The sequence below is a fragment of the Anaerolineales bacterium genome, assembly GCA_019637805.1.
In the GTDB taxonomy this organism is placed as follows: Bacteria; Chloroflexota; Anaerolineae; order Anaerolineales; family UBA11579; genus JAMCZK01.
The window spans coordinates 82,503-109,064 of record JAHBVB010000002.1 but is presented as its reverse complement, the minus strand read 5'-3'; the positions used below and the strand labels follow the sequence as shown (position 1 = coordinate 109,064).

The 26,562-nt window shown below is 60.4% G+C and carries 26 protein-coding genes, 1 tRNA gene and 1 riboswitch; of the genes, 7 read left to right on the top strand and 20 right to left on the bottom strand.

Annotated features, from left to right (window positions below; translation table 11 throughout):
• Positions 1–24: 24 nt before the first annotated feature.
• Positions 25–714, bottom strand: coding sequence for a glycosyltransferase family 2 protein (locus tag KF885_06155; GenBank protein ID MBX3048735.1), 690 nt, complete (start codon positions 712–714; stop codon positions 25–27).
• Between the two features lie 172 nt (positions 715–886).
• On the opposite strand from KF885_06155, the gene KF885_06150 reads away from it, so the two are divergent.
• Together KF885_06150 and KF885_06145 are read left to right on the top strand one after the other, a co-directional pair.
• The gene (locus KF885_06150) at positions 887–1,243 is read left to right on the top strand and encodes a hypothetical protein (GenBank protein MBX3048734.1); all 357 of its coding nucleotides are present in this window, start codon (positions 887–889) and stop codon (positions 1,241–1,243) included.
• A gap of 49 nt (positions 1,244–1,292) precedes the next feature.
• Positions 1,293–1,937 (top strand): DsbA family oxidoreductase, encoded by a 645-nt coding sequence (locus KF885_06145; protein MBX3048733.1) that lies wholly within the window; start codon positions 1,293–1,295, stop codon positions 1,935–1,937.
• 67 nt (positions 1,938–2,004) lie between these two features.
• Here KF885_06145 and KF885_06140 read toward each other — a convergent pair whose 3' ends face one another.
• From KF885_06140 to KF885_06125, 4 genes are all read right to left on the bottom strand, one after another.
• Positions 2,005–3,075: a hypothetical protein gene (locus KF885_06140; GenBank protein ID MBX3048732.1), complete on the bottom strand. Its 1,071-nt coding sequence runs from the start codon at positions 3,073–3,075 to the stop codon at positions 2,005–2,007.
• A 224-nt stretch (positions 3,076–3,299) separates the two neighbouring features.
• Entirely contained in the window at positions 3,300–4,001 is a 702-nt protein-coding gene (gene deoC, locus KF885_06135) for a deoxyribose-phosphate aldolase (GenBank protein MBX3048731.1), read from the bottom strand.
• 299 nt (positions 4,002–4,300) lie between these two features.
• The gene (locus tag KF885_06130) at positions 4,301–4,624 is read right to left on the bottom strand and encodes a hypothetical protein (protein ID MBX3048730.1); all 324 of its coding nucleotides are present in this window, start codon (positions 4,622–4,624) and stop codon (positions 4,301–4,303) included.
• A 693-nt stretch (positions 4,625–5,317) separates the two neighbouring features.
• Positions 5,318–5,389: transfer RNA gene (locus tag KF885_06125), tRNA-Lys, on the bottom strand.
• Positions 5,390–5,469: 80 nt separating this feature from the next.
• Here KF885_06125 and trxA point away from each other — a divergent pair.
• Complete coding sequence (trxA, locus tag KF885_06120; protein MBX3048729.1) at positions 5,470–5,796, top strand: thioredoxin; 327 nt, start codon at positions 5,470–5,472, stop codon at positions 5,794–5,796.
• Positions 5,797–5,840: 44 nt separating this feature from the next.
• Here the strand turns inward: trxA and metK are convergent, their stop codons facing one another.
• Both metK and KF885_06110 read right to left on the bottom strand, forming a co-directional pair.
• The gene (gene metK / locus KF885_06115) at positions 5,841–7,037 is read right to left on the bottom strand and encodes a methionine adenosyltransferase (GenBank protein ID MBX3048728.1); all 1,197 of its coding nucleotides are present in this window, start codon (positions 7,035–7,037) and stop codon (positions 5,841–5,843) included.
• A gap of 87 nt (positions 7,038–7,124) precedes the next feature.
• Positions 7,125–7,229, bottom strand: a riboswitch (SAM riboswitch).
• Between the two features lie 91 nt (positions 7,230–7,320).
• Positions 7,321–8,268: a YafY family transcriptional regulator gene (locus KF885_06110; protein MBX3048727.1), complete on the bottom strand. Its 948-nt coding sequence runs from the start codon at positions 8,266–8,268 to the stop codon at positions 7,321–7,323.
• A gap of 77 nt (positions 8,269–8,345) precedes the next feature.
• On the opposite strand from KF885_06110, the gene KF885_06105 reads away from it, so the two are divergent.
• Positions 8,346–9,125: a lipocalin-like domain-containing protein gene (locus KF885_06105; protein ID MBX3048726.1), complete on the top strand. Its 780-nt coding sequence runs from the start codon at positions 8,346–8,348 to the stop codon at positions 9,123–9,125.
• On the opposite strand, the gene KF885_06100 is transcribed toward KF885_06105, so the two are convergent.
• The 7 genes from KF885_06100 to frr are packed head-to-tail and all read right to left on the bottom strand — an operon-like array spanning position 9,126 to position 16,584.
• The gene (locus KF885_06100; GenBank protein ID MBX3048725.1) at positions 9,126–9,497 is read right to left on the bottom strand and encodes a VOC family protein; all 372 of its coding nucleotides are present in this window, start codon (positions 9,495–9,497) and stop codon (positions 9,126–9,128) included.
• Position 9,498: 1 nt separating this feature from the next.
• Positions 9,499–11,433: an acetate--CoA ligase gene (gene acs, locus KF885_06095; protein ID MBX3048724.1), complete on the bottom strand. Its 1,935-nt coding sequence runs from the start codon at positions 11,431–11,433 to the stop codon at positions 9,499–9,501.
• Between the two features lie 8 nt (positions 11,434–11,441).
• The gene (glpX, locus tag KF885_06090) at positions 11,442–12,395 is read right to left on the bottom strand and encodes a class II fructose-bisphosphatase (protein ID MBX3048723.1); all 954 of its coding nucleotides are present in this window, start codon (positions 12,393–12,395) and stop codon (positions 11,442–11,444) included.
• Between the two features lie 52 nt (positions 12,396–12,447).
• A complete protein-coding gene (locus KF885_06085) occupies positions 12,448–14,463 on the bottom strand; it encodes a hypothetical protein (protein MBX3048722.1) in 2,016 nt (671 codons plus the stop codon).
• Between the two features lie 9 nt (positions 14,464–14,472).
• Positions 14,473–15,300: a phosphatidate cytidylyltransferase gene (locus tag KF885_06080; GenBank protein MBX3048721.1), complete on the bottom strand. Its 828-nt coding sequence runs from the start codon at positions 15,298–15,300 to the stop codon at positions 14,473–14,475.
• Positions 15,297–16,019 carry a di-trans,poly-cis-decaprenylcistransferase gene (uppS, locus tag KF885_06075; GenBank protein ID MBX3048720.1) on the bottom strand — a complete coding sequence of 241 codons (723 nt, stop codon included), beginning with the start codon at positions 16,017–16,019 and terminating at the stop codon, positions 15,297–15,299. The genes KF885_06080 and uppS overlap by 4 nt, the downstream gene beginning before the upstream one ends.
• Positions 16,020–16,026: 7 nt before the next feature.
• Positions 16,027–16,584, bottom strand: a complete 558-nt coding sequence (gene frr / locus KF885_06070; protein MBX3048719.1) for a ribosome recycling factor — start codon at positions 16,582–16,584, stop codon at positions 16,027–16,029.
• Positions 16,585–16,769: 185 nt separating this feature from the next.
• On the opposite strand from frr, the gene KF885_06065 reads away from it, so the two are divergent.
• Entirely contained in the window at positions 16,770–18,320 is a 1,551-nt protein-coding gene (locus KF885_06065; GenBank protein ID MBX3048718.1) for a trehalose-6-phosphate synthase, read from the top strand.
• A 691-nt stretch (positions 18,321–19,011) separates the two neighbouring features.
• On the opposite strand, the gene KF885_06060 is transcribed toward KF885_06065, so the two are convergent.
• From KF885_06060 to KF885_06035, 6 genes are all read right to left on the bottom strand, one after another.
• The gene (locus tag KF885_06060) at positions 19,012–20,643 is read right to left on the bottom strand and encodes a helicase-associated domain-containing protein (protein ID MBX3048717.1); all 1,632 of its coding nucleotides are present in this window, start codon (positions 20,641–20,643) and stop codon (positions 19,012–19,014) included.
• A 7-nt stretch (positions 20,644–20,650) separates the two neighbouring features.
• Positions 20,651–21,577: a diacylglycerol kinase family lipid kinase gene (locus tag KF885_06055; GenBank protein ID MBX3048716.1), complete on the bottom strand. Its 927-nt coding sequence runs from the start codon at positions 21,575–21,577 to the stop codon at positions 20,651–20,653.
• Between the two features lie 144 nt (positions 21,578–21,721).
• Positions 21,722–22,186 (bottom strand): ferritin-like domain-containing protein, encoded by a 465-nt coding sequence (locus KF885_06050; GenBank protein ID MBX3048715.1) that lies wholly within the window; start codon positions 22,184–22,186, stop codon positions 21,722–21,724.
• 91 nt (positions 22,187–22,277) lie between these two features.
• Positions 22,278–22,850 carry a metallophosphoesterase family protein gene (locus tag KF885_06045; GenBank protein MBX3048714.1) on the bottom strand — a complete coding sequence of 191 codons (573 nt, stop codon included), beginning with the start codon at positions 22,848–22,850 and terminating at the stop codon, positions 22,278–22,280.
• Complete coding sequence (locus KF885_06040; protein ID MBX3048713.1) at positions 22,847–23,443, bottom strand: HAD family phosphatase; 597 nt, start codon at positions 23,441–23,443, stop codon at positions 22,847–22,849. The genes KF885_06045 and KF885_06040 overlap by 4 nt, the downstream gene beginning before the upstream one ends.
• A gap of 75 nt (positions 23,444–23,518) precedes the next feature.
• Positions 23,519–24,544 carry a GNAT family N-acetyltransferase gene (locus KF885_06035; protein MBX3048712.1) on the bottom strand — a complete coding sequence of 342 codons (1,026 nt, stop codon included), beginning with the start codon at positions 24,542–24,544 and terminating at the stop codon, positions 23,519–23,521.
• Between the two features lie 334 nt (positions 24,545–24,878).
• Between KF885_06035 and KF885_06030 the strand changes: the two genes are divergently transcribed.
• Positions 24,879–25,271: a hypothetical protein gene (locus KF885_06030; GenBank protein MBX3048711.1), complete on the top strand. Its 393-nt coding sequence runs from the start codon at positions 24,879–24,881 to the stop codon at positions 25,269–25,271.
• 20 nt (positions 25,272–25,291) lie between these two features.
• Positions 25,292–26,524, top strand: a complete 1,233-nt coding sequence (locus tag KF885_06025; protein MBX3048710.1) for an aminopeptidase P family protein — start codon at positions 25,292–25,294, stop codon at positions 26,522–26,524.
• The last annotated feature ends 38 nt before the right edge of the window (positions 26,525–26,562 follow it).

The following is a 26,562-nucleotide window of genomic DNA, read 5'->3' as shown; positions in this document are numbered from 1 at the left end:
CAATGAATCAGAAATTTTTGGGGGTTAGAAGCGCAATGGCGGGAACCACAGCATTTGGCGAACCAGGCCGGTCAGCCCCAAATAGTCAAAGATGGATCGGAACATCTTGGACTCTTTCTCCATGCCCGCCTGCCAACCCACCTTCTCGGCGGTCAACACGGAGCGGCAGTACAGCGGGCTGCGCTCCACATTGCGTTTATTCTCGATCATATAGCTGTTTATGGCGACTTCCAGCTGGTAGCCTTCCACCTCTTCGCTGCGCAGCACATCCAGCAGATCGCTGCGGCGCACGATGCGCTCGCCGCTGAACAAGTCGTTGGCGCGCACGGCCATCGCCCACCAGGCCTCGGCGGTGCGGAAGAAGATCAGCATATCAATGCGGTTCTGGGCGGTCATTTTAGACACGCCGGCCTGCAACTGCTGCGGATTAAGCTCCTGCAGGTCTGCATCCACCAACAAAACGTAATCACAGTCCACCATTTGCTCGGTGCCGGCCAGAACCGCACCCGCCTTGCCGCGGTTGTGCGGCAGGCTCACCAGGCGCACATGCGGGAAGCGATTGCGCACCACCTCGGCAGTGCCATCCGTGGAACCGTCATCCACACACCAGACCTCGTCAATCCCTGGGGTTGTGAGCAGAATACTAAGCACCCCAGAAATGCGCTGGGCTTCGTTGTAGCAGGGTACTAATGCGCCGATCTTTGTTCGTTCCATAGTCTCCGCGATATCGCTTTGCGTTGGCAGGATTCTAGCAGAAGTGCTAAAAATCACAAACTGTTAGACGATGCGAGTCTCCCAATCCTTACAAGTTCTACATAATGTACGGGGAGAACGTAAATAGGTTACAGGTGTGATGGGGTCATTAGCAACTGTTATAGTTTGGCCCATGCAAAGCCTCTCCTCCCGCAAAGTGATGGTTTTGATCGCCATCTTCCTGTTCCTGGGCAGCATCTTCTGGTCCATCCTGCACGAAACCCTGCTGCCGCTGGCCCGCGCCGAGCGCTGGGCAGCGCTGGTGGCCAACCTGATCGGCATCCCGCTTGTACTGGCAGGCTGCGCGGCCTTTGTTTGGGGCGGCTGGCGCTTTGTGGTCTCGGCTGCAGAGGCGCTGACCCACTCTGAACAGCCGGCAAACCACAAGCAGGCCCGAGGCGCGCTCTTCAAAGCCTGGGTGCGCCCACTGCTGTGGCTGCTGGGCGGCTTCGGCCTGATGGCGCTTGGCGGCTTGATCAGCAATCTATAGAAAGTTGTGCGCTCCACACAGCGTCTAGCACTTCAAGAAAGGCAAATCCATGAAAATTGACATTTGGAGTGACATTGGCTGCCCGTTCTGTTACCTGGGCACCACCCAATTGAATGAAGCCTTGGCCGGGTTTGAGCACCGGGAGCGTGTGGAGATCAGCCACCACAGCTTCCAGCTGGACCCCAACGCCCCGCGCCAAACCGATATGCGCGTGGTGGAAATGCTGGCCAACAAGCGCGGCATCCCCGTGGAGCAGGCCGAGGCGATGAACCAACAAGTGGCCAAGGCCTTTGAAGCCTCTGGCTTGAGCATGAATTACAAAGAAGCCCAGCCAGTAAACACCTTCGACGCCCATCGCCTGGTGCACTTCGCCGCCAGCCAGGGCCAGCAGGAGGCTGTGCTGCCACGCCTGTTCAAGGCCTATTTCACGGACGGCGAGAACACGGCGGATGTGGAGACGCTGGTCAGGCTGGCCAGCGAAGCCGGCCTGGACGCAGAGCAAACCCGCGCCATGCTGGCCTCAGACCAATACGCTGCCGAAGTGCAAGCCGACATCAGCCGGGCGGCCCAGCTGGGCATTCACGGCGTGCCCTTCTTCATCTTTGAGGGCAAATACGCCATCTCCGGCGCACAAGGGGCCGAGGCCTTCAACCGGGCGCTGCAGCAGGTCTGGGAAGAAGTGCATTCAGCCTAAGCACCGCAATCAAAAAGAATCCCCCAGTGGGGATTCTTTTTTCTTAAATCGAGCTAGTATCTTAATATCATGGCAATCCGCTGGTGAACACCCAGACTGCCAGGATCCACAAAGACAACCTGCCCTGTTTACGCAGTACTTCTTCAATCACATCATCAACGGCATCATCAATTACCCCGGGCGCAATGGGATCATCTGCCGCCTGCAGATGGCGACCAGTTTCATCGACTACTGCGGGATAATGAAAATCTTCTTCCACAAGCAGCAAATGTCCGCGGCCGTCGGCAGCTTTTCGCCACACTTCCCCAATCGTCGAAGTTACCCGGCGTTCACCTATAGCTTTTTCCAAATCTTCAAAGACTTGCTGGCGCTGAGCGGCCAGGCCTTCTTTCACCAACGGCCAGACCAGTTTAGCCAATTCATGTGGGCCGGTATTGTCGTGATTTCCGGTGAGTATGGCCACCACCGCATTCTTGTGCTGACTGACTTCATTGAAGAAGGCCAGGAAGCGGTCCACCCCCACTACGGCCAAGGGGAGCGGATCATCTGCCATGAATTTGCTTAAAGCCGCATCTATCTGGCGGAAAAACTGGCGATGACGTTCATCCCGATGGGCGGACCGGCTTATGCCGAAGCCCCCAGGCAGAGGGGCCTCGCCACCTGGACCAGTATGCGTAAGCGGAAAGCCTTTCTCTTTCATTTCAAGCAAATCTTGCTTGGTGCCCTCATACAAACGCGTCGGCTTTTCACTTAGCACCAAAACCCAATAGCGCGGCGTGCGGTTGAGAGCAAAGACCAAATCTCGCGTGAAGAAGGTTTCGTCAATAACCACGCGTTCTTTAAGTTTGAAGGGCAAATACACCAGGCGTCCGAAATCCTGGTTGGCAAAAAGCACCAGGCCGTCTTTGGCATTCACAAAATCAACTTCTTCGCCCAATGCAATTAGGCGGTCTAATAAGGATGCGACCTCTTTTTTGGAAAATTCGGACAATAGTCTTTCGCTGGCCTGATTGAGAAGATTCTTCAGGCGGATGGGATCCTGCTTGTTCTCAGGGGAGGTTCTATGGGTGCTTAAAGTGATGGTGACTGCCGGGTACCCACGCATTTGCTGTAGCAAAGCTAAATCGTGACGGTTCATGGAGTTTAGTGTCCTCTCTTCAGAAAATAATGGCTCCTGGGAGTGGTAGTGCTTACATTCTATCGTCTATGTCCGGCATCACACGAACAGAACCCTTTTTCACGGGTTCTGTGGACGCTGCAGCGGTGGCAGCAGCACAAGCTGTATAGCCCCTTGCAGACTTATTATCCGGATGAGGCTGGTAAGTTTCGCCGAGCAGGACAACAGGTGGGAAGTCGGGAAGCTTAGTAGCTCGTATCACCCGCCTCGACCCCCTCGAGGATGGCAAGGGCGGCGCTGGTGCCCAGCAGTTCCGCGCCGGCGTGAATGAGTTCCAGCGCGCCGGCGTGGCTTTTGATGCCGCCTGAGGCTTTGATGTGCGTTTCAGGTTTCAGCGCCGCCCGCAGCAGCTGGATGGCGGCGGGTGTGGCCTGCCCAGGGCGTGGGCCGCCGCCACTGGAATTCTTGATCCAAGGCACGCCCGCCTCTTCCAAGAGCCGCGCGGCGTGTTTTTGCTCGTCGTCGGTTTCGATGAAATGCAATTCAAGCATGGCCTTAAGGGTCATGTCCCCGGCAGCCTCCACCAGGGCGGCGCTTTCATCACGAAAGGCCTCAAGCTCTCCCGAAAGGAAGAGCGACATATTGGGGCCATAGTCGACCTCGTCGGCGCCCAGGGTGCGGCACTCATGGACAAGCGCCACTTTGCCAGCCACGCTCTCGTAGCCGGTGCCGAAGCAGATCGCCGTGGCGACTTTGACCTTTGTACCCTGCAGAATGGCGCGGGCCAGGGGCACGTCGGCCATGGGGATCATGGCGGCGTGGAAGCTGTGCTCGGCGCAGGCTTCAATATGGGCCGCCACCTGCTGGCGGGTCACATCCGGACGCATGAGGGTGGATTGCAATTTGGCGGCGAGTTGTGGGCGGGTCAGGACGAGGGCGTTTTGCATGCAGCCAAGTCTCCTATATAAAGGCCGGTGATCTATACGAAGATGATACTCCCGAGGCGACCATATGTCTATGTACGTCTATGGAACAACTACCCGTAGAAATGGCACCAAGTAGCGCAAACGTTGGGTGCCAACCAGCACCTGTGATGTTTGTTAAGGCAGAAAGGACAAAAGATCTATTGATCTTGGGTGCATGCGACCCAAGCCGTCGTACACAACGGTCACGCTCCGGCAAGTCAAGACTCGTGTATCATAATCCTCAAAGCTCTTCGAGCACTGTGAGCAATCCTGCCCGCTCGTTATTTACTAGGATCTTGCTTAACTTCAGGATAGTCGCTCATCATTGGAAGCAATATAAATTGAGCCTCCCCGGCAGAAAAACCCTCCTCTCTAGCGTCGGTGTAATAGCCTCCCTCTGTAACAGCAGTGTAAAAAGAAGCAATCGAATTCCGAAACATCAAATGCTGAACCACGTTTTGATCCCTCAAGAAAACGAGTAAGGTGAAATGCTCGTTGTATTGTATGCCGGTAAGTTCTGCACCTCTCCATTCTTTGTTTAAGATTGAGTTTATCTCGTTTGGCGTTATATAACCTTCGAAAAAGTAAACAGTATCCCAAGTCACGCTTGGGATATTAGCAAGGTCAATGTACTCAACTTAGCCAGCGTTGTACAAGTTAATTTGCTCAATCAACAATTTCTCGTAACTCTGTCCGCGCATTTTAGTGATCAGAAATGGGATATCGATTACAGTTGGAATACTAATGTACGCAAGCACCAATACAAGAATGATTACTAAAGAGGATATTATTGTTAGAATTGTCTTCATATTTCAAATTGTATAAACCCTAGTGAGACAGCCTCCCGATATAGTAGGTTATTGCCATTAAGGCTGGAGATAACCAAAAAAAGATCCAGCCAATCCCGCTTAGGATCGCTGCACTACCATGAATATACTTAGTCAGGGATTTAGAGGGACTTTCCTTTCGCCTAATGAAGATAACTCCAGGGAATGCGGCAATTAAACAGACAAGTGTGATTAGGAGTATCACCATTTCTATTGGTGTATTCAAGCCCAAGGATTGCTCTATGGCCCAACTCGCACCTAAGAAAACTGCGAAAGCCAAGCCCATGCCCAAGAACGTAATAGCTCGTGTACTGATACTCTCCATGCAAAAGCCCCTTACATAGTTAGAAACCAGAAAATCTATTGAGGAGGCGTATCTATTACTTCATCTTACAGCTCACATTAGGGTGTGTAACTTGATCCCGTCAACGAATCATCGAAGCCCCTAAGATAATCTCTAAATAATTTCAGTGAGCGCGGAAGGACTCGAACCTTCAACCGTTGGCTTAAAAGGCCACTGCTCTGCCATTGAGCTACGCGCCCGCAGGGACAGATTTTATCACGCCCGCCCAGCCGGTCAATCCAACTTGACAGCCACGGCAGACGCTTGCTACCATACGCTCATGAGTAAACTACACCCCGTTACCAGCGACACGTTCGACAGCGATGTACTCCAGGCCAACCAGCCTGTGCTGCTGGAGTTTGGCGCAGAGTGGTGCCAGCCCTGCCGCGTGCTGGAGCCGCTGCTGGAGCAGCTGGCTGAAGACTGGGAAGGGCACTTCACCTTCGCCAAGCTGGATGTGGACCAGGCCACGGAGATCACCGCTCGCTATGGCGTGCTCAGCGTGCCGACCACGATTTTGTTCAAGGACGGGCAGGAAGTGGAACGCATCGTCGGATTGCAGCCCAAACAAAAACTTTGGGAGAAGCTCGCAGCCCATCAGCAATAAAAAAGCCCCGCCAGTTGGCGGGGCTTTTTGGTCCGGCGGGCGGGTTAGAGACCGGCGGCCTTGGCCAATTCCTTGGCCCGGTCGGTGCTCTCCCAGGGGAGATCGACATCCTCCCGGCCAAAGTGGCCGTAGGCGGCCGTCTTGCGGTAGATCGGGCGACGCAGGTCCAGATCACGGATGATGGCGCCGGGGCGCAGGTCGAAGTGCTCATCGACCAGGGCGGCGATCTTGTCATCGGCGATCTTGCCGGTGCCAAAGGTCTCCACGTTCACGCTCAGCGGGCGAGCCACGCCAATGGCGTAGGCCACCTGGATCTCGCAGCGGTCGGCCAGGCCGGCGGCCACCACGTTCTTGGCCACCCAGCGGGCGGCGTAAGCGGCGGAGCGGTCCACCTTTGTGGGGTCCTTGCCGCTGAAAGCGCCGCCGCCGTGGCGGCCCATGCCGCCGTAGGTATCCACGATGATCTTGCGGCCGGTCAGGCCGGCATCGCCCATCGGGCCGCCGATGACGAAGCGGCCGGTGGGGTTGACGTAGATCTTCAGGTCACCATCCACCAGCTCCTTAGGCAGCGTGGGGTTGATGACCTGCTCGATGATCGCCTTACGAATCTCCTCTTCGGAGATCTCGGGGGCATGCTGAGTACTGATCAGCACGCTGTCAATGCGCTTGGGCTTGCCCTGCGAATACTCGACGGTCACCTGGCTCTTGCCATCCGGGCGCAGCCAGGGCAGCGTGCCGTTCTTGCGCACTTCGCTCAGGCGGCGGGTCAGGTTGTGGGCCAGGTAGATCGGCAGTGGCATCAGCGCTTCGGTTTCATTGCAGGCGAAGCCGAACATCATGCCCTGGTCGCCAGCGCCCACGGCTTCGATCTCCTGCTCGGACATCTCCCCGGACTTGGCTTCCAGGGCCTTGTCCACGCCCATGGCAATGTCGTTGGACTGTTGGGCGATGGCGACTTGCACGCCGCAGCTCTCGCCGTCAAAGCCGTAGTCACTGCTGGTGTAGCCGATGTCTTTGACCACCGAGCGCACCAACTCATCGTAGTTGATGTTGGCTTTGGTGGTGATCTCCCCCAGCAGCATCACGAAACCGGTCTTCACCGCAGTTTCGCAGGCTACGCGAGAGTGCGGGTCCTGCGCGAAGCAGGCATCGAGTATCGCATCGCTGACCTGGTCGCAGATCTTGTCGGGATGGCCTTCGGTCACCGACTCCGAGGTGAACAGCAGTTTCTCTGCCTGCATGAACGTGCTACTCATTGTTGCAATTACCTCCGTGTATAAAAAATGCCCTTTCACAGCATGAAAGGGCACAAAGATTCCTTGTACACCCTCTCATCTTCCAGAAGTTTCTTCTGCCGGAGTTGGCACCATTCGTTCTTCACGCGGTTGCCGAGGCTTCATAGGGCCGGATCCCTTCGCCTCTCTGGATAAGTGCAGAATTTCATGCCGCCATACGGCAACACAAAATCCCACGGGGCTGCTATTCGGTTGTCGCCGGACACTATACCACCAGCAAAAGTCAATGTCAATTTGGCCGCGCCGCCAAAAGGGCAATGCGCTGCTGCACCGCCTCCAGCAAATCCGGCGGACCAAGAATCTGCGCATCGGGGCCCAAACCCAGCACCAACATCATGGCCGTTTCCTGGTCTTCTGCCGAGAATTCGGCTACAAACCAGCCCTGCTTATCCGGCTCTGTGATTTGGTAGCTGCCGGTGGCATGACGGCGCACAAAGTCTTGTTTGCGCTTGTGGATACGCAGGCTATAGCGATAGCTCAAGAGCGAGTGCATCAGCGCTTGCACGCTGCTGAGCCAATAGGCGCGCAAGTCAAAATCCACTTGGCGTTCAAAGCGCTCATCCAGCACAGCCACCGACTGGAAACGCGAGACGCGGTAAGTACGAAATTCGCCATCCCGCCGCGCCACCAAATACCAGTTGCCGCCTTTGGACACCAGTCCGTAGGCTTCCAGGCGCCTCTTGCGCGGCGCTTGGCCGCTGGCCGCATACAGGACGGACAGGCAGCGGTCTTCGTTCACCGCCCCCAAGAGCAGCTCGAGAAATGGGGGAGGCGAGTCGTCGATCCACCAAGTGGAGTCAATGAAAACACGCTGCTGCACCTTCTGAAGCACCGCAAACTGCGGCGGCGACAGATTGGCGCCGATCTTGGCCAGCACGCTCTCTGCGGCGCTATCCAAACCCAAGTCTGCCAGCTTTTTCAAATTGCCCGCCAGATAGAAGGCGCGCAGCTCATCCTCATTCAGGTTGGACAGAGACAGGCGATAACCTTCCATCAGGGCCAGACCCCCACCCGGCCCGGGTTGGCTATATATGGGTATTCCGGCCAATGACAAGCTTTCCACATCGCGCAGTATGGTGCGGCGGGAAACGCCAAACTCACTGGCCAGCACATCCACCGCAACAAAACCCGCGTGCTGCAAGCGCAAGACAAGAGAGATCAACCGGTCCGAACGCATGGGCCTAGTGTACTTTAAATAGTGACAGTATCTGTCATCATTTAACGCTATGGTCTGTATGACAAAGGAGCTTTTGAATGAGCGACCAACAAACGCCTTGGCGAGGATTTTGGCAAGTCCTCGCCCCAGATGCCCAGGAAGACATCCGACCTTGCCGGAACACCACCACCAATCTGCGCTCCCGAGCAGGGTTCGTGCTCTACACCCAAACCTACTTCATTGAACTTCGCGTTCTCAGCCAGATGCAGTTGCCGGCAGGCTGGCCGCCCACGGATGCCGAGCTGGCCGCCATGTTCGGCAGCTTTTATGGCATCGCCGGGCGCAGCCACTGGCAGCCAGCAGATGGAGGCTGGCTGGGCCAACACCGCATAGAGATGGCCGCCAATCCCGCTTTGCTGGGCCAGGACTTCGGGCGCATGCTGCACATCAGCGCGGATAGTGCAACCATCGACAGCGACGACCGTCAGGAAACCTGGCGGAGGCTCAGCGCGGCGGGCGGCACGCCGCTCTGCGGCGCCTGGCAAACCGAAAATCTTCTGGGAAACTGGTTGTACCTGGCTTGCGAGGGTCATTACGCAGTGATGCGCTCAGAGGCCAGCCGCCCCGCCCCCCAGGGCGACTGGGCCAAGCTGACGGCAGAACAGCTCTTGCCGCTGGCGGAAAGCTTCGGGGCCAACGCCGGCGCCCGCTTGGAGACAGCCGGCAGTTTTGACCATTGGCCAATGATCGGGCAAGTAGCGGGCTATGACGTTCGCAAACACGAAACGTTCAAATTGGAGGAGGTGCAGGCCGGGCGCTTTGAAGCATCGCTGCCCCCGCTGGACTTCCCGCCCGACCAGTGGACCCGGTTGGAGTAATCAGCCAGATTGGGTGAACGCCAGCCACTGCCCATCGGGGTCGACCAGTTCAAATTCCAAGTCGCCCCACGGGCGCAGCACAGGCCCAGTCAGCGGGGTGCCGGGGTTCTGATGGTCGAAGGGCTGCAGGCCGGCGGCGAGCGCCTGGGCGAACAGCGCATCCACATCCGGCGTGGCGAAATGGATCACCGGCAGGCCGGCTTTCTGGCCGGGGTCGGCCGGATGCAACATCAGTTCAGCTTCCCCCAGAGCAAACCAGTGCATGCCTTCATAGCCGCGCAGGTAGGCAAAGCCCAGAGATTCGTAGAATCCCCGGGAGATCTCGGTGTCGGCGCAAAACAGGACGATGTGATGCAGGCCAGAAACGGCCATCTCAGTCCTCCAGCGTGCTCAGGTCGCCTTCGGGCAGTCCCTGAGCACGCGCCTTCAATACGCGCCGCATGATCTTGCCCGAACGCGTTTTGGGCAGCTTGTCCACAAAAGCGACTTCCTCGGGACGGGCGATGCCGCCAATCACCGCGGCGACATGCTGGCGCAATTCCTCGGCCAATTCAGAGCTGGGCGAGTGTTCCTGCTTCAGCAGCACAAAGCAATGCACCGCTTGGCCCTTGACCTCATGCGGCAGGCCAATGGCGGCCGACTCGGCTACCGCCGGGTGCGTGATCAGCGCCGACTCGATCTCGGCGGTGCCCAGGCGGTGCCCGGAGACATTGATCACATCATCCACACGGCCGATGATCCAGTAATAGCCGTCCTCGTCGCGCCGGGCGGAATCGCCGGTCATGTACTTGCCCGGGTACTTGGACCAGTACTGGCGCTTGTAGAGCTCCGCATCCCCATAGATCGAGCGCAGCATGGAGGGCCAGGGACGGGTCAGCACCAGGTAGCCTTCTTCGCCGTCTTTGACCGGCACCCCCGCCTCGTTTAGGATCTCGGCGCGCTGGCCGAAGAAGGGCCGCGTGCCGGAACCCGGCTTGAGCGGTACCACTGGGGTGGGCGTGATCATGAACATGCCGGTCTCGGTCTGCCACCAGGTATCCATGATCGGCGCCCGGCCTTTGCCGATCACGCGGTAATACCAGCGCCAGGCCTCCGGGTTGATCGGCTCACCCACCGAGCCCAACAGCCGCAGGCTGGAAAGGTCGTATTGGGCCGGCCAGTCTTCACCAAAGCGCATCAGCCCGCGGATGGCAGTGGGCGCCGTGTAGAGGATGGTGATGCCGTAGCGCTCGATCAACTGCCACCAGCGACCCGGGTTGGGGAAGGTGGGGCCGCCCTCGTATAAAAAGCTGGTGGCCCCATTCAGCAGCGGGCCGTAGACAATATAGGAATGGCCGGTGATCCAGCCCGGGTCGGCGGCGCACCAATAACGGTCCTCGTCCTTGATGTCAAAGACATACTTGAGCGTGCTGTAGGTGCCCACCATATACCCGCCGTGGGTGTGCAGAATGGCCTTGGGCCGCCCGGTGGAGCCGGAAGTGTAGAGGATGAACAGCGGGTCCTCGGCGTCCATTGGCTGGGTGGGAAAGCGGTCCTTAGCCACCGGGCTTTCCAGCATTTCGTGATACCAGTGGTCCCGCCCAGGCTGGAAGGGCACTTCGTGCCCGCTGCGCTGTACGACCAGCACGTTCTCCACGGTCGGCGCCTGGCGGACGGCTTCGTCGGTGATGCGCTTGAGCTCGATCAGTTTGCCGTTCTGGTAGCTGCCGTCGCAGGTGATCACCAGCTTGGACTGGCTGTCCTGCACCCGGCCCTGCAGTGCGGCGACGGAAAAGCCGCCGAAGACCACCGAGTGCACGGCGCCGATCTTGGCGCAGGCCAACATGGCGAAGATGATCTCCGGCACGCGGCCCATGTAGATCGTGACCCGGTCGCCCTTCTTGACGCCCAGGGCGTGGATGATGCTGGCCATGCGCGAGACTTCGCGGTTGAGGGCATGGAAAGAGAACGAGCGGTCTTGCTTGCCATCCTCGCTCTCCCAGATCAGCGCCAGCTTATTCTTGCGCGGCGTATTCAGGTGGCGGTCGATGCAGTTGTGAACAATATTGACCTTGCCGCCCACGAACCACTTATAGAAAGGCGCCTTGCTATCGTCCAGCGTTTTCTTCCAGGGCTTGTACCACTCCAGCTGGGCGGCTTCCCCTTCCCAAAACCCGATAAAGTCCTTGTCTGCTCGGCGCGCAATCTTGTCCCAATCTTGCAGATTGGCTTGCGCCACCGCGTGCTGGGTCGGGTAATACACCTCACCCTTGAGCTTGTGTGTCTTGGAGGCGGGTGAGGTCTTGGCAGGCTTCTTGGGCGCGGGCATGCGGGCTCCTAATAATCCAAGGGGCTGATCTTTTCCAGCTTCTCGAGGCTGTGGGTGGCGATCACCTGGCGCACCGTGCCGGTCATACCGCGCACCACCAAACTGTGCGTGCGTGCCCCCTTGGGATAGTACTTGACCCCATCCAGCAGCTCACCATCAGTGATGCCGGTGGCGGCAAAGAACACATCCTCCGAAGAGACGAAATCATCCATGGTCAGGATCTTTTCGAAGTCATAGCCCATCTCACGGCCGCGCTTGAGTTCGTCATCGTTGCGGGCATACAGTTTGCCCTGGATCTCGCCGCCCATGGCGCGCAGGGCACAGGCCGCCAGCACGCCTTCCGGCGTGCCGCCAATGCCCAGCAAGACGTCAATGCCGGCATCCGGCCAGGCAGTCATCAGCGCGCCGGCCACGTCCCCGTCGTCGATCATGCGGATGCGCGCCCCACAGCGGCGCACTTCAGCCTTGAGCTCATTGTGGCGCGGCCGGTCCAGCATGACGACCACCAGGTCTTGAATGCGCTTACCGGTTGCCTTGGCGATCGCATTCAAGTTGTCTTCCACCGGCCACTCGACATGAATAGTGCCCTTGGCTGCCGGGCCCACCGCGATCTTGTTCATGTATACGAAAGGGCCGGGGTCAAACATAGTGCCGCGCGGCGCCACAGCCACCGTGGCAATTGAGTTCAGCCGGCCTTCTGCCAGGGGACGCGTGCCATCAATCGGATCCACAGCAATGTCGACATGCGGGGCATCGCCGGTGCCCATGGTTTCACCGTTGAACAGCATGGGCGCTTCGTCCTTTTCGCCCTCGCCGATCACAATGATCCCATCCATCTCAATGCTGTTCAAGACCAGACGCATGCCGTCCACCGCGGCTTGATCGCCGGCGGCTTTATCGTCCCGGCCCATAAAACGGGCGGCAGACAGGGCCGCGGCTTCAGTCACCCGCACCAGCTCCATAGCCAAATTACGCGAAGGTTCTCGGTTGTTCATTCACACCATTCCTTATAGGTCATTGCAAACACTGAGCCGCCTGGGCAAGCTGCTCATCCGGAAACTCCATAAAGCCATAGGCATGGTCCACCAAGGTCCGGTAGTTTGCTTCGCCCACCGCGGAGCGCACACACTGCAACTCTGCTTCTGAACGATTGAGCGAGAAGCGACTGAAGTTGTATTCGGTCTGCAGGCTTTTCTCATCGAGTATGCTGAACCCATTGACCGCGGAGAGGTAGACATCTTCCAACCGCCATTGATTGTATGGACGGGCCGATAGGGAAACTTGTGTATCCAGCAAGGGTCTCAAGCTTAGCACCACCTGGGGATGGGCCGAATTCATGATGAACAGGGGCGGCTGGCCCACATTCTCCAGCATAAACTGCTGCCCATCGATGGTTAACAGGCCTGTGTAAGTTTGCATTGGAAGCTCTTCCGGCGCGGCGGCGTGACCCGTGAACTGCCGGCCAGCTTCCCAAGCCACATCGGGTGCGGCAAGCACCAAACGTTCCACGCCCGGCCAGCTGGCATACCAATCCATGTTGATCTCACGCGGCCCAAAGATCAGCGGAGAGGCGCCGATCTCATTCACCGGCCAGTTGCCTTCTTCCTCATCGAAGGCATCTGCCAGGTAGGCAAACAGCACCAGGTCTTGAGACCCGCTTTTGTCTGCCGTCAGGTGGGCGGGCAGGTCGTAGCCAGCCAGCAGCTGGCCGGCCGCCGCGGTCATGTAGACCGGCTGCTCCGGATGCGCGGCAATGTGGTTAAGCGCCTGGTGAATAAAGGCATCGGTATCACGCGCCTGGATCGTTTGAACACTGCTGAGGATCCAATGGGCGTTGAACCCCAAGACCAGAGCCAACAGCGCCACAGGGATGAAGCGCAGCCGCTTGTGAGGCGCCTGGCCCAGTCTTTCGAACAACCATTGGAACCCAAAGCCGGCAAACAAGGCCAAGCTGGGCAGCACTTGCAGCAAGTTGCGCACAAACAGTACGCGATGCGTGGCGAGGAACAACAAGTACAGGGCGGGCACGCCCACCAGCACCGCACCCAGCCAGCGTTCAGCCCGGTCAGGAGAGCGCAGCAAAGCATACACCCCTGCCAGGGCAAAGCCGCTCACCCCGAGGGCCAGCACAGGATAAGGCGAAAAAGCTACGCCAAACAGATAAATAAGCACCCGGCTGAAGTAGTCCCAGCCCGCCTCAACAGTTTGCCTGCCATGTCCGGAAGCATAGATGGTTTGATCTCTGATGACCTGGTCCCAGAAAATGCTGGTTTCAAACAGCACGCCGGGGACCAACAACACAAAAACCAAGCCATAGACCAAGCCCAAGCCTGCCAAACGCAGCAAAAGGCGCGGCCAAGGCTGGCCTGCCTGTTTCCAGAGCAACACGGCCACAAGCAATACGCTCAGCAGGGAAAGCCCGGCAGTGTATTTGGTTGCCGTGGCCGCCGCGGCGGCGGCCGCTCCGAAATGAAGCCAGGTAGCGGAAGAAAAAGGCCTCTTCTTATAGAAGGCCAACAGGCAGAACAAGAGCGTCAGGGCCACAAACTGCATGGTCGGCCCATCCGGGTGCACAAACCGCGACTGGTAGTTGATCTCCCAGGAAAAGGCCAACACAATCCCCGCCGCCAAGCCGGCCAGCCATTTGCGCTGGCCGGCCGCCAGGCCTACCCAGAGCACGGCCAGCGTGGTGAAAAACACAAAGACCCGCCGCAAGTTGAGCAGGAAGGCCTGATTGGGATTCTTGAGGACTTCGTTTAGCAGATAATTCTGTGTAGGCACCCAGTTGGTGCCGTAACGGGCCACAAAGGGAGCGGCATAGGGCAGTGTGGTGCTGGTGGCGATATAGCTCGATACCGGCGGATAGTGATACTCACCGGTCAGCAGATTGCCCGTGCGTACAAATTTGTTTACCTGCCCCTTGATCAGATTCTGATCCCACTGGCTGCCAAAGTCCACCCCAGCCATACCGGAAAATAAGGCGAAGAGAAAAACCAGGAACAGCAACACCAACCCTATGTGCTTGGGCATTGGGTTCATTTATTGAAAGATCAGCGCCAGGTAATACCCGATAGGGAAAGCCCACAGCCAGGAATCTGCGCGGTCCAATACGCCGCCGTGGCCGGGCAAAATATCACCGGTGTCTTTGAGGTGCACTTCGCGTTTGATCATGCTGATGCCCAGGTCACCCAGCGGGGACAAGACACCCACACACAAACCGAGGACAAAGACATTGACCAGGCTGAACTGTGGATCGCGCGGCATGCCAAAGACGTGGAAGAGCAGGCCGAACAATGGAGTGCCCAAGGCCGAAAAGATGGCGCCGGCCGCGAAACCCTCCCAACTCTTCTTAGGGCTCAGCCGGGGGGTCATGCGATGCCGGCCAAAGCGTGTGCCCAGGAAATACGCCATGGTGTCGGTCAGGATGACCGCAAAGACGGTCAGCAGCAGCCACCACTCGCCAAATACCGGCGTCTCGCGCAGCAGCATCATGTAGCTGCCCATCAGCCCAATGTACAGAACGCCACTGAGCATGATCGCAAAGCCACTGCCGGCTTTGTCATTGCCTCGTTCGTATTGGACCAGCTGGTACCCCACGATGATGGCGCAAATCAGCGCCAAGACCCAGTGGTCGTGGCCGGTGCCGAACAAGAAGCGCACAAACAAAATGCCGAGGACACTGGCCACCATTAACCAGCGCGCCGGTTTGCTGGGCGGCAGGCCGAACAGATCGGCATACTCCCAAATGGCGCGGGCCAGGATCAGGCTGATGAAGATGGCGTAAGGCCATGCCCCCAAAAAGATGAGGAAAATGCCGGTGGGCAAAGCCACCACGGTGAACAGAACCCGTTTAACTAAGTTGCTCATGACTCCAAAACCTTGCCATAGCGCCGCTCACGCTGGCCGTATTGCTCAATGGCGGCCAGCAATTGCTCGCGGCCAAAGTCCGGCCAGAAGGTTTCAGGGAAGATCCACTCGGCGTAGGCCGCCTGCCAAAGCAGGAAGTTGCTGATGCGTTGCTCGCCAGAGGTGCGGATGATCAAGTCCGGGTCGGGGATGCCGGCCGTGTACAGGTGCTGGGAGACCAACTCCGCGTTCACCTGCTCAGCCGGGGTACCTGCCGCAATGATGGCCTTGATCGCATCCACGATCTCGTCGCGGCCGCCGTAGTTGAAGGCGACATTGAGCACCAAGCGATCATTGTCTTTGGTGATCTGCATGCCCTTGAGCACCTTCTCGCGCAGGGAAGGACGCATGCCTTCCAGCCGGCCGATGTGGTTCAGCCGGGCGCCCTGGCGATGCAATTCGGCCAGTTCGCGCTCAAAGACTTCGTCAAAGATGCCCATCAGGCCCTGCACTTCGTCCTGTGGGCGGCCCCAGTTCTCCGTGGAGAAGGCGTAAATGGTCAGGTACTTGACCCCCACCTCCACGCAGGCCTCAATGATGCGGCGCAAATTCTCCGTGCCGGCGCGGTGGCCTGCCAGGCGCGGCAGGCCGCGGGCGCGGGCCCAGCGCCCATTGCCATCCATAATGATGGCGATATGCTGGGGGATCGAATGGTCTGCGGGCGGATCGGTTTTGGCCATCAACGCCTCAGACCTCCATGACCTCTTTTTCTTTGGCCTGCCCGATCTGGTCGATCTGGCTGATGATCTCGTCGGTGAGTTTCTGCACATCATCCTCGCCGCGCTTCAGCTCGTCTTCGGTGATCATCTTCTCCGTCTCAAACTCACGCAGGTCTTTGATGGCGTCCCGGCGGATGTTGCGTACGGCCACATAGGCTTCTTCTTTGCGGGCATTCACCGTTTTGACTATATCCAGGCGGCGTTCCTGGGTGAGGGCAGGCAAATTGAGGCGGATGACTTTGCCGTCACTGTTGGGCGTCAAACCGATGTCAGAGGTTTGCAAAGCGCGCTCAATATCTTTGACCCCGGCAGGGTCAAAGGGTTTGATCAGCAATTGACGCGGCTCCGGCACACTAATGCTGGCCAGCTGCATTAAGGGCGTGGGCTGGCCGTAATACTCCACAGACAGCTTCTCAACCAACGCCGGGGTGGCACGCCCGGTGCGGATCGCTCCCAGATCATCTTTCAGCGACTGCACCGAACTCTGCATACGATTTTTGGTTTCCTTGATCAAATCGGAAATCACGACTGGCCTCCTGGCAACGAAACTGTCTCTTGCATGATTAAAATGGGACTTGGAACTGCTTTTTGAGATTTTACCACTACCCACCCTAAGCCCTCTAAGGGCCATCCTGTATAATCGATCTAGTTCGCCTCGCGATGCCAACCTTAGCTTGCATCATGAGGGTCGCAGCAGGGGCAGGAGTACTTTTGAGTTCAGAAAGCCAGACCAATCCACTGATCGTTATTGCCTCTAATCGCGGCCCCTTTTCCTTTAAAAAGCACGGCCGCGGCTTCCAGGTGGAGCGCGGCGCTGGCGGCCTGGTGACCGCCCTGGGGGCGCTGGCCGAGCGCCACGACGTGCTGTGGGTCGCCTCGGCGATGAGTGACGACGACCGCGCCTGGTCCCAGCACAACAAGGGCCAGGTGCAAAAGGTCGAAGGTATTCGCCTAAAGCTGGTGGAACACCAGCCGGAAGAATACGAAGGCTACTACAACGAGATCTCTAACCCGCTGCTGTGGTTCATCCAACACCAGTTGTGGGATACGCCGCGCACACCCAGTATCACAGCGGACACCTGGCAGGCCTGGGACGCGGGATATCTGCGGGTCAACCAGCGCTTTGCCGAAGCGATTGCCGCCGTGGTCAAGGACAGCCAACGCCAGGTGATCGTGCTGCCTCAGGACTACCACTTGTACATGGTGCCCCACTACCTGCGCGCCCTGGTAGGCGAGCAGGTGCAGATCCAACCCTTCGTGCACATCCCCTGGCCCGGGCCGGACGCCTGGCGCATTCTGCCGCCGGCCATGCGCGACACCCTGCTGGAAAGCCTGCTGGAAGCCAACCGGGTCGGCTTCCAAACCGAGAAAGACGCCTTCAACTTCGTGCAGACCTGCCGCTTTTACCTGGGGGCGCACGCCTTCGGCCGCCGGAATGCGGTCGAGTACCAGGGCCGGGATGTGGGCGCAGTCACCTACCCCATTTCGATCGATGTGGAAAAGCTGCAGCAGCTCTCCGGCATGCAGGTCACTGAATTGGAGCGCAGCCATCTGCACACGTCGGTGGGCGACCGCCAGGTGATCCTGCGTGTGGACCGGGTGGAGCCCAGCAAAAACAACCTGCGCGGCATGCAAGCGTACCGCGCCCTGTTGGAAAAATATCCTGAACACTTGGGCAAGGTGCAGTTGTTGGCCCTGCTGGTGCCTTCACGAATGGAAGTGGGCGAATACCGGGATTATCTCGGCGAGATCATGGCGGAGGCGGGCACGATCAATGCGCAATACAGCGGCACGGTCTGGGAGCCGGTGCGCATCATCGTCGGCGACAACTACATGCGCGCCATCGCCGCCATGCAAATGTACGACGTGCTGCTGGTCAACCCGCTGGCGGACGGCATGAACCTGGTGGCCAAAGAGGGTGTGCTGGTCAACAACAAGGACGGCGTGCTGGTGCTGTCTGAATATGCGGGGGCCTTCTTTGAACTGGGCGAGCACGCCCTGATCGTCTCGCCGTTCGATGTGTACGGCACGGCCGAAGCCATGCACCAAGCCTTGACCATGCCGGCCGCCGAGCGCAAGCAGCGCGCCGCGGCGCTGCGCAGCATCGTCACTCAGGCGGATGTACGCGAGTGGTTTGCCGCTCAGGTGGATGACGCCTTGCGGGCCGCCAGCAGCCAGGCCAGCAGGTCCTCCACATCCTCCACGCCCGAAGCGCGCCAATCGGCGGCGGCTTCCAGCTCCTCCGGCGCATCCGGCGCCTGAACCGCCACACCCCAAGCGGCGCACTCGCCAGCCTCGCGCATTTGCCCCGCCATGCGCAAGGCACTGATATCGGTCACATCGTCCCCCAGGAATAGGGCCGCCTTAATGTCGTGAGCCTGCACCAGCTCGCGTAAGACGACACCTTTGTCAATCTCCAGGGGTGGGCGCAGTTCAAAGACCATTTTGCCGGTGAAGAATTCCAAGCCCTGTTCGGCGGCAATGCGCCGCACGCTTTGCTCGTGCTGGCGGGCGAAAGCCTGGGGGTCGGCGGCCTGCCGGTAATGCACGGTGAGGGTCAGCCCTTTGTCTTCGGTGTGGGTACCCTCCTCGTTTAGCGCTTGCAAGGCCTGCAGAGCGGACTGCAGGGCGGGCCGATAGGCTTGCACGGCCGGGTTGGCCCGCACCTCGCCAGCTTCCAGCGTTTCCAGGCCGTGGTTGCCCACATAGACCAGCCCGGGCAGGTTGACTTTCGCATGCAGCGCAGCCACGCGCCGCCCGGAGATCAGCGCCACGATGGGCAGCTGCTCCCGCAGGTCGCTGAGCAGCTGCAAGACCCGCTGGCTGGGCTGCACCTGGCCCGCCGTGGCGGCCAAGGGGGCCAGGGTGCCATCGAAATCGCTGAACACACCGAAACGCGGCTCGGTCGCCAACCGCTGCAAGGTATCTTGGGCTTCACTCCAATGCATGATCATCAACCGTCCTCTTCCAATTCACCCAGGTAACCCAGTTCCAGCAGGGCGCGCAAGACCTGCGGCCCGGCCCCGGGCTGCACCAGGATGCTGGTCGGACCCAGCGGCTCGCCCAGGTAACGGGCTGCGCGTGAGGCGCGCAGCGCCCTTAGCACCGCGGCGGAGGCCACGCGCAGCACCAGGGCTTGTCCCAAACGCGCCTGGCCGCCCTGGGCGTTCCAGCGGCGCAAGGCTTGCCCCAGGTTGGGCGGCAGTTCGCCCTCGCTGTATTTCTTCAGCAAGGCGGCCAGCTGGCGCACTTCCAGGCCCTGTGCCGCAGCGCGGCCGAGGCCGGCTGCGCTGATCTGGTAGGCATAGCCTTCTTTGGGTTTGGGCAGCCAGTCGCAAAAGCGGGCCAACAAGTAGCGCGCCCGGCGGGGTGCCAGAGCCGGCACCAGCAGCTTGCCCTGCGAGTCCACTTTAAACATTTGCGTTTCTTTTTTGAAGCCACCGGCGGGGGTGTTGTGCAGCAAAGCCGGCCCCCAGGAGCTCCAGCGGAAGGCGGTTACCGGGCCATCTGCAGCCGGCCGGGCCAAATCCAGCAGACCCAGGGCGTGCATGGGTGCGCTGAACAGATAGGTAAGCAGCGCGCCGTCCACCGCGTCCCAGTGCGCAAAGCCGCGCAAATAGTCGCCGCCCTGGTCAGACCGCAGGTACCAGGAGTCATAGTCGCCATTGGGGCGTTGAAAATCCGGCTGGCGCGTTTTTACATCAGCAACCAGGGCCAGCAGGCTCCACCACTGCCCTGGCGCGGCGCTGTGGGCAAAGCCCAAGGCGCGTTCTCGAGTGCGGCGGGTATCGTTCTCCCAGGCGCCCTCGGCCTGCACGCCCGGCATCAGGCGCAGTTCATTGAACTGCTGGCTGCCCCGCCAGGCGCGCACCAGCTGGGCCAGCGCCTGGCTGCGGGGCGCCTCCAAGAACTCGCGGGCCGCCTCCGGCCGCGGCTGCCCGCCGGCGTCGAGCAGGCCGGCCGCGGCCAGCAAAGCGGCCAGCGTGGGCGGCGGCAGCAGCCAAGGCTCGGCCGCCAGCAGCGCCTCAGCCGAGAGGCCGATGCGCAAGCCCGCCAGCAAGGTGGTGGCCTGGTCCAGGATGTGGTCTGTGGCAAGCTGGGGGACGGCACGCTCTTCCGGTCGCGCCGGGCGGCCAAAGGGCTGTGCGTCCGGAGCGGCCGCTTGCGGCGCCAGGGGGATCAGTTCATCGGGCAGATAAGCGTGCTCCTGCGGCCCGGCAGCGGTGTCCAGAAAGGCCCGGCCCAGCAGTCCTCGATACCAGAGCTGCTCGGTGGTGGAGATGGGATGCAGGTCAGGGCGTTCTTTGTCGCGGCGGGCCGGCCCCAGTTCACGCAGCTCGCCAAAGCGCCGCGTGAACTGCGCCCAGGGCATGCGGCCGCCCGCCTCGGCCAGCGCCGCCAGGGCAGCCTGCACTTCAGCCGGCAGGGCGGCTAGGCCGCCGGCCAGCTGAGCGGGCAGTTGTGCTTCGAGAAAGTCTAAGGCCTGTGAACGCCCGCTGGTGGGCAGCGCCAAGCCCCATTGCTGGGCCACTATGCGCAAGTGGCCCAGGTCGTGTGCGTGCAGGCTCTGCGCCAGGCCGGGCATGGCAGTCCTAGGGCTGGGGGGCCACGATCTCCAGCTCAGCGGGCAGGATGCGGATCTTCAACTGGCGCACATTGCTGCCAAAGCCGGCCCAAATTTCGCCATCGGTATGCAGCGACATGGGCTGCTTGCACTGAATTTTCATTTCTTTCAGAGTGCCCATCTTGACCTGTGAGAACTTGCCCTGGGTGCCGCGCATGAATTCCGGGATCATGCGGAACATGAACAAGCGCGAAACGGCGCCGGCCGCGGTGTAGTTGAGCAGGCCATCATCCATCTTGGCCTCTGGAGCGGTAATAAAGCCGCCGCCCTCGCGGTGGCCATTGCACACTGCCAGCATGATCATGCCTTCGGACCACTTCTCTTTGTCCGTGGTGATGTCCATTTCCAGAATGTTGTAGTTGCGGATGATGGTCATCAGCACGGCGACAAAATACATGAGGAAGCCGCGCACCACGGGCAGGTTGTGCGAATAAATATTGACCGAGCCGCCGAAGCCGATATTGATGGTGTTGTTCCAATACTCGACACGGCCGTGCTCGTCTTCGATCACGCCCAGATCGATCCGGCGGCTGCCTTCGGTGAAGATCTGGGTCAGCGCCACTTCGGGGCGCGGGTCTACGCCAATGGCGTGGGCAAAGTCATTGCCGGAGCCCAGTGGCACCACGCCGAACTTGGGGCGCTTGGCTTTGGGTACCTGCATCAGGCCGTTGATGACTTCGTGTACGGTGCCGTCCCCGCCAATGGCGACGACCAGTTCGTAGCCGTCTTCGCCGGCCTGGCGCGCCAACTCCATGGCGTGCCCGGGGTAGACCGTGCCGGCCCAGTCAGCGCCGCCGTATTGGTCTGCCAATGGGCGCAGTGCGCTGGCGTGCCGCCAAGCGGCGCCCATGTCTGCATTGGGATTGATGATGAGTTTGACGCGTTTGCCAGCCATGTGGATCTCCTCCGGAGGTGGGTGGCCGAATTATAGTCGCAAACCACGGCGGCCTTAAATGCGAGCCGCCGTAGTGTCCTACGGCGGCTCTTGGAGGAGGAGATTGTGCAGCTTGCTTACGCAAGCTGCGGGTAGACCGAAATTTTAGAGAGGCCAATCGCGCAAGATGCGCTCGGTCTCTTCGGCGTGGGTGGTTTCGTCGCTAATGATGTTCTCGAGTTCCACCACCAGGCCTTTGTCGCCGAACTCGTCGGCGTCCAGGGCGCGCTGGGTGTAATCACGCACGGCGCGCTGCTCTGCCTCAAGTACGGCGGCCAGCATTTCGTGGTTGCTGTACGCCGGCACCACCGGGCGTGCCTCGGTAGTGGGTTCGCCGCCCAAGGCGACGATCTTGTTGGCCAGGAACTGGGCATGGCGCTGTTCGTCCGGCACTTCACCCAGGAAGAATTCGACCAATTGCGGGCGGTAAGGCCCGGTGACCTTGGCGGCGTAGGTCACGTACTGGATGATGGCGCCAAGCTCACCCGCCAGGTCTTCGTTGAGGCGCTCAATCAGCACCTGTTTTTCTTCAGTCAGGGAGTCCCCTTTAAGGACAGCTTTTGCAGGCATTGTGTGCTCCTTCCCACCCGCTACGCTTGCGGGCAGATGATTGGATATACATAGTTTGACACACCTGCTAACGAGGCCAGAGGGGCAAATATCACTGTTTGGCAGGCTGTATATCCATAGAGACAATCTCAGCCTCGAATTTCTTTCCTTCGATGTGCAGAAGAGCGAAAGTCGGCCCCCGCCCCGGGAGGGCCTGACAGCATGCCGAACCCGGGTTGATCACCAGGCAATTCCCCAGCTGAGTGATCATCGGCTCGTGGCTGTGGCCGAAGACCACCACCTGCGCATCGGGCAGCATGGCCACCGCTCGTTCCGCAAAAAATTCGAAGGACTGCGGCCCCATCACCAGATAGCGCAGCCGGTCCGCCAGGTAGGCGCGCCAGCCGCCGTGGCCGTGGGTGAGCCCCACGCGCACCCCGCCCGCGGTCAGGCAGCGGGTCAGCGGCAGATCATCGGAACGGAACCAGTCGCGGTTGCCGCGCACGGCCAGCACCGGCGCCACCTGGGCCAATTCCGCCAGCACGCGCGGCCGGGAGATGTCGCCGGCATGCAGGATCTGGCTGACGCCGGCCGCTCGCAAAGCGGGCAGCAGAGCCGGGTGCAGCCTGCGGCGGCGGTCGGGCACGTGCGTGTCCGCCACCAGGCCCAGGGTCAGGCGGGTCATGCTACGCCCAGCGCAGCCAATTCCGCCAGGGTCTGTTCGCGGCTTTGGAAATGGATGCCCTGCAAGCCGGCTTGGCGGGCGCCTTCGACATTGGGCAGGAAATCATCCACAAACACGGCGCGTTGTGACTGCACGCTCAGGCGGGCGACCGCCAGCGAATAGATGGCGATGTCCGGCTTCATCAGTCCCACCTCGGCGGAGATAATGACCTCATCGAAGGCATCATACACGGGATAGCGCGTAACCAGCAGCGCGCGCAAATTGTTCATGGCGTTGCTGAGCAAGCCCGTCTTGTAGCGCGGGCGCAGGCCGCGGATGTAGGCCATCAGGGTCTCATCCAGCGTGTCGGCGCCGAAGAAGGCGGCGGTCAGCCCTTCCACGGGCACGCCGAACTCGGCAGCGACTTCCTGCAAATAGGCATCCCCGTCCACCTCGCCAAACTGCGCCCGGCGGCGGTTGTCGCCATCGAAAATACGGGTTTCGAGCTCCTGGCGGCTGATGCCCAATTTTTGCGCCAGGCGTTCGCGCTCGGTGTGGTCTGCGGTGCGCACCAGCACACCGCCAAAATCCCAGATGACTGCTTGAATGTCCATGATACGCATTGTAGCGCGCCACAAAAAGAAAACGCCTGCGTCGGTAGCAGGCGTTTTCTTTTTGGGTCTGGCCCTCTAGGCCGTTAGTTCAGTGGTCCTCACCTCCTTTCCAGGACGGAGTTCCTTCTCGTAGCGGTCGTATTGCCGCCGCATACGCATTCCTGCCCCTTCGTACAAACGCAGGGCACCGGTCAGATTGCTGGCGTCCACAAACAAGCCCGCCGAGGACAGGCCGCGCTGCTGAAAGGCTTGAAAGCTTTGCAATAGCAGCGCCTTGCCCAAGCCGCGCTTGCGCCAGGCGCGGCGCACGCCTAAGTCTTCCACCCAGCCGATCTTCTTGCCATCTTCTGGCAGCTCTTTGCAGAGAGCGATGCCGGCGACCTGGTCGCCCTCCCAGGCGATGAACCACAGCTCCGGGATGTAGGCTTCTTCGTCCTCGATCATGGCGTGTTTCCAACGCGGAAAGCCCTGTTCGAACGGCTCTTCCAGGAAGCCGTAATGGTCCTTGAAGGCATCCACCAGAGCGCGGTAGACCGGTTCCGCATCCGACTCGAGCTTGAAGGGGCGCAGTTCGACATTCTGCGGCCATTGCGGCGCGGAGAGCTGCTGGTTCAGGTCCACACCCATAAAAAAGCTGTGGCGCACCAGCTGAAATCCGCGCTCGGCGAGCACGGCGGGCATGGTTTCGTCAGTGCTGAGTTGGTGCAGACTGATGCAGACGCGCAGCTCCGCCGGGACACGCGCCAGCACCTGTTCACAGCGAGCCAAGGCCCAGTCCATCAGGGCGGCGGCCACTCCGGCCTGGGCCGCAGCCGGCAGGACGCGAATATGGATGTAGGGATTGGCCCCGGGATTGCCATAGGTCAGCGCCTCAACATAACCCAGCAGGCGGCCGTCGCTGGCCTGCGCCAGGCGAAGGTCATCCGGCAGGCTGATATCCGGCGTTTCCCAGAAATTGGCCATTTCCGCCGACGTGATCTCGTCTTTGGCGTCCAGCTGGCGCGAACACTCGTTGTGCAGGTCGACCACAGCTTGCAAGTCGCTGAGCTGGGGAGCCCGCAGGCTGAAATCCATCTGGCTGTCTTCGGTTTTGTTTAACATGTCTTCTCCATAAGTTCTTGATAGTTTCTCGAACCGAAACGGCCCGAGGGATTGCGCCCGGGCCGCCGTGAAAACAAAACGGCCACGGGCTGTTTGCGCCGTGGCCGTCTACTTCAGTGAGTGAGGGTGTACTCTAGGGACGATCAGGAGGCGCAATACGCGAAGGCAGACCAGCGGAACCCGGCAGTGCGGTTGCGGGCTGAATGCGGGTGCGGATGATGAATTGGTTTGCCAACATGCCTTGTGCGCCTCCTTTCATAGAGTGCCACCAGCTTACTACGGGCCGGGCAAGCCTGTCAAGTAGATAGTTGATGCATCGTATAATCAGCCCTGTATGATCCCGGCCCGCACGCCCTCGCCCCTGGCCTTTCTGCCCAGCACCGTGGTGTTCATGGGGCTGGGCTGGGGCGGCCTGTTCACCCTGCTCAATTCCACGGAACCCACGCTGGGGCCGCGCTGGCTGTTCTTCTTCCTGGTGGTGGTGGCCTTCACCGGCACCGCCCTGCCGGTGGTCTCCTTCATTAACTATCGTTTCCCCGGCGAGCCTCCGGCCACGGTACGAGTGATCATGCGCCAGGCGCTGTGGGCCGGCGTATTCGCCGGCACGCTGGCCTGGCTGCGCGTGGGCCAGGTGCTGAACGTGGCCCTGGTCTTGCTGCTGGCGGCGGCCTTCTTCGCCATTGAGTGGTTCCTGCGGCTGCGCGAGCGCGCCCGCTGGGAACCTTAGTCCACTTCGAAAGGTATTCGATGAAATCTGACCTGCCTGCCCTGATGGAGGAACGCAACCTGGACGCCCTGGTGGTCTTTGGCGATGCGCTGCACAACCCGGCCATGGTTTACTTCACCGGCGTGGTGCATGTCACCAGCGGCATGCTGGTGCTGCGCCGCGGCCAAGAGCCTGTGCTGTACTGCCATGCGATGGAGCGCGAAGAAGCCGCCGCCAGCGGCCTGGCCACGCGCAACATCACCGAATACAACTACCCCGCCATCCTCAAGGATTGCGGCGGCGACCACACCCTGGCCGAGGCGCGCCTGCACCAGCGCATGCTGACCGACGCCGGCCTGACCGCCGGCCGGGTGGTGGTCTACGGGCAGCGCGACGCGGGGGCGAGCTTTGGCCTGCTGAGCGCGCTGGGCGAACTGATGCCCGGCATCGAGTTCGTCGGCGAGATCAAGGACTCGATGCTGCAGGAAGCGCGGGCCACCAAGGACCAGCAGGAAGTGGAACGCCTGCGGGCGATCCTGACGCAGACCACCGAGGTGGTGGGCCAGACCGCCGACTTCCTCAGCCGCCAGAAAGCCAAAGACGGCGTGCTGGTCGACGCCGAGGGCCAACCAGTGACGGTGGGCGTGGTGAAGTCCAAGATCAACCTGTGGCTGGCCGAGCGCGGCCTGGACAACCCGCACGGCACGATCTTCGCCCCCGGGGCGGAGGGGGCCGTGCCGCACAACACCGGCCGGCCAGACAGCCTGCTGCGCCTGGGCGAGCCGATCGTCTTCGACATCTTCCCGGTGGAAGCCGGCGGCGGCTACTGGGCCGACTTTACGCGCACCTGGTGCCTGGGCCATGCCAGCGACGGCGCCCTGGCGCTGTATGAGGATGTGCATTACGCCTACGAAACGATCATGAGCGAACTGAAGCCGGATACACCCTGCGCCGGCTACCAGATGCGCGTATGCGAGATCTTCAAAGAACGCGGCCACCCCACCGTGGCGGAAGACCCGGCCACCAAGGACGGCTATGTGCACTCGCTGGCCCACGGCCTGGGGCTGGACATTCACGAGCGCCCCACCTTTGGCCGTGACGCCAGCGGCAAGGACATCCTCAAGCGCGGCGCGGTGGTGACGATCGAGCCCGGCCTGTATTACCCAGAGCGCGGCCTGGGCATGCGCCTGGAGAACGCGGTGTACATGCGACCGGACGGCGCGCCGGAAGTGCTGGCGCCCTACCCGCTGGATCTGGTGATCCCGCTGAAATAGCGGACACAAAAAGCCCGCCTGAGAAATCGGCGGGCTTT

What these genes read in the sequence shown, in the direction of transcription:
- KF885_06105 (MBX3048726.1), top strand. Translation starts at nt 8,346, where the DNA reads ATGAGCGACCAACAAACGCCTTGGCGAGGATTTTGGCAAGTCCTCGCC.
- KF885_06040 (MBX3048713.1), bottom strand. Translation starts at nt 23,443, where the DNA reads ATGGACATTCAAGCAGTCATCTGGGATTTTGGCGGTGTGCTGGTGCGC.
- trxA (MBX3048729.1), top strand. Translation starts at nt 5,470, where the DNA reads ATGAGTAAACTACACCCCGTTACCAGCGACACGTTCGACAGCGATGTA.
- KF885_06080 (MBX3048721.1), bottom strand. Translation starts at nt 15,300, where the DNA reads ATGAGCAACTTAGTTAAACGGGTTCTGTTCACCGTGGTGGCTTTGCCC.
- uppS (MBX3048720.1), bottom strand. Translation starts at nt 16,019, where the DNA reads ATGGCCAAAACCGATCCGCCCGCAGACCATTCGATCCCCCAGCATATC.
- KF885_06145 (MBX3048733.1), top strand. Translation starts at nt 1,293, where the DNA reads ATGAAAATTGACATTTGGAGTGACATTGGCTGCCCGTTCTGTTACCTG.
- glpX (MBX3048723.1), bottom strand. Translation starts at nt 12,395, where the DNA reads ATGGAGCTGGTGCGGGTGACTGAAGCCGCGGCCCTGTCTGCCGCCCGT.
- KF885_06045 (MBX3048714.1), bottom strand. Translation starts at nt 22,850, where the DNA reads ATGACCCGCCTGACCCTGGGCCTGGTGGCGGACACGCACGTGCCCGAC.
- KF885_06060 (MBX3048717.1), bottom strand. Translation starts at nt 20,643, where the DNA reads ATGCCCGGCCTGGCGCAGAGCCTGCACGCACACGACCTGGGCCACTTG.
- acs (MBX3048724.1), bottom strand. Translation starts at nt 11,433, where the DNA reads ATGCCCGCGCCCAAGAAGCCTGCCAAGACCTCACCCGCCTCCAAGACA.
- KF885_06100 (MBX3048725.1), bottom strand. Translation starts at nt 9,497, where the DNA reads ATGGCCGTTTCTGGCCTGCATCACATCGTCCTGTTTTGCGCCGACACC.
- KF885_06050 (MBX3048715.1), bottom strand. Translation starts at nt 22,186, where the DNA reads ATGCCTGCAAAAGCTGTCCTTAAAGGGGACTCCCTGACTGAAGAAAAA.
- KF885_06155 (MBX3048735.1), bottom strand. Translation starts at nt 714, where the DNA reads ATGGAACGAACAAAGATCGGCGCATTAGTACCCTGCTACAACGAAGCC.
- KF885_06110 (MBX3048727.1), bottom strand. Translation starts at nt 8,268, where the DNA reads ATGCGTTCGGACCGGTTGATCTCTCTTGTCTTGCGCTTGCAGCACGCG.
- metK (MBX3048728.1), bottom strand. Translation starts at nt 7,037, where the DNA reads ATGCAGGCAGAGAAACTGCTGTTCACCTCGGAGTCGGTGACCGAAGGC.
- KF885_06150 (MBX3048734.1), top strand. Translation starts at nt 887, where the DNA reads ATGCAAAGCCTCTCCTCCCGCAAAGTGATGGTTTTGATCGCCATCTTC.
- KF885_06035 (MBX3048712.1), bottom strand. Translation starts at nt 24,544, where the DNA reads ATGTTAAACAAAACCGAAGACAGCCAGATGGATTTCAGCCTGCGGGCT.
- KF885_06140 (MBX3048732.1), bottom strand. Translation starts at nt 3,075, where the DNA reads ATGAACCGTCACGATTTAGCTTTGCTACAGCAAATGCGTGGGTACCCG.
- KF885_06085 (MBX3048722.1), bottom strand. Translation starts at nt 14,463, where the DNA reads ATGCCCAAGCACATAGGGTTGGTGTTGCTGTTCCTGGTTTTTCTCTTC.
- KF885_06055 (MBX3048716.1), bottom strand. Translation starts at nt 21,577, where the DNA reads ATGGCTGGCAAACGCGTCAAACTCATCATCAATCCCAATGCAGACATG.
- KF885_06025 (MBX3048710.1), top strand. Translation starts at nt 25,292, where the DNA reads ATGAAATCTGACCTGCCTGCCCTGATGGAGGAACGCAACCTGGACGCC.
- KF885_06030 (MBX3048711.1), top strand. Translation starts at nt 24,879, where the DNA reads ATGATCCCGGCCCGCACGCCCTCGCCCCTGGCCTTTCTGCCCAGCACC.
- deoC (MBX3048731.1), bottom strand. Translation starts at nt 4,001, where the DNA reads ATGCAAAACGCCCTCGTCCTGACCCGCCCACAACTCGCCGCCAAATTG.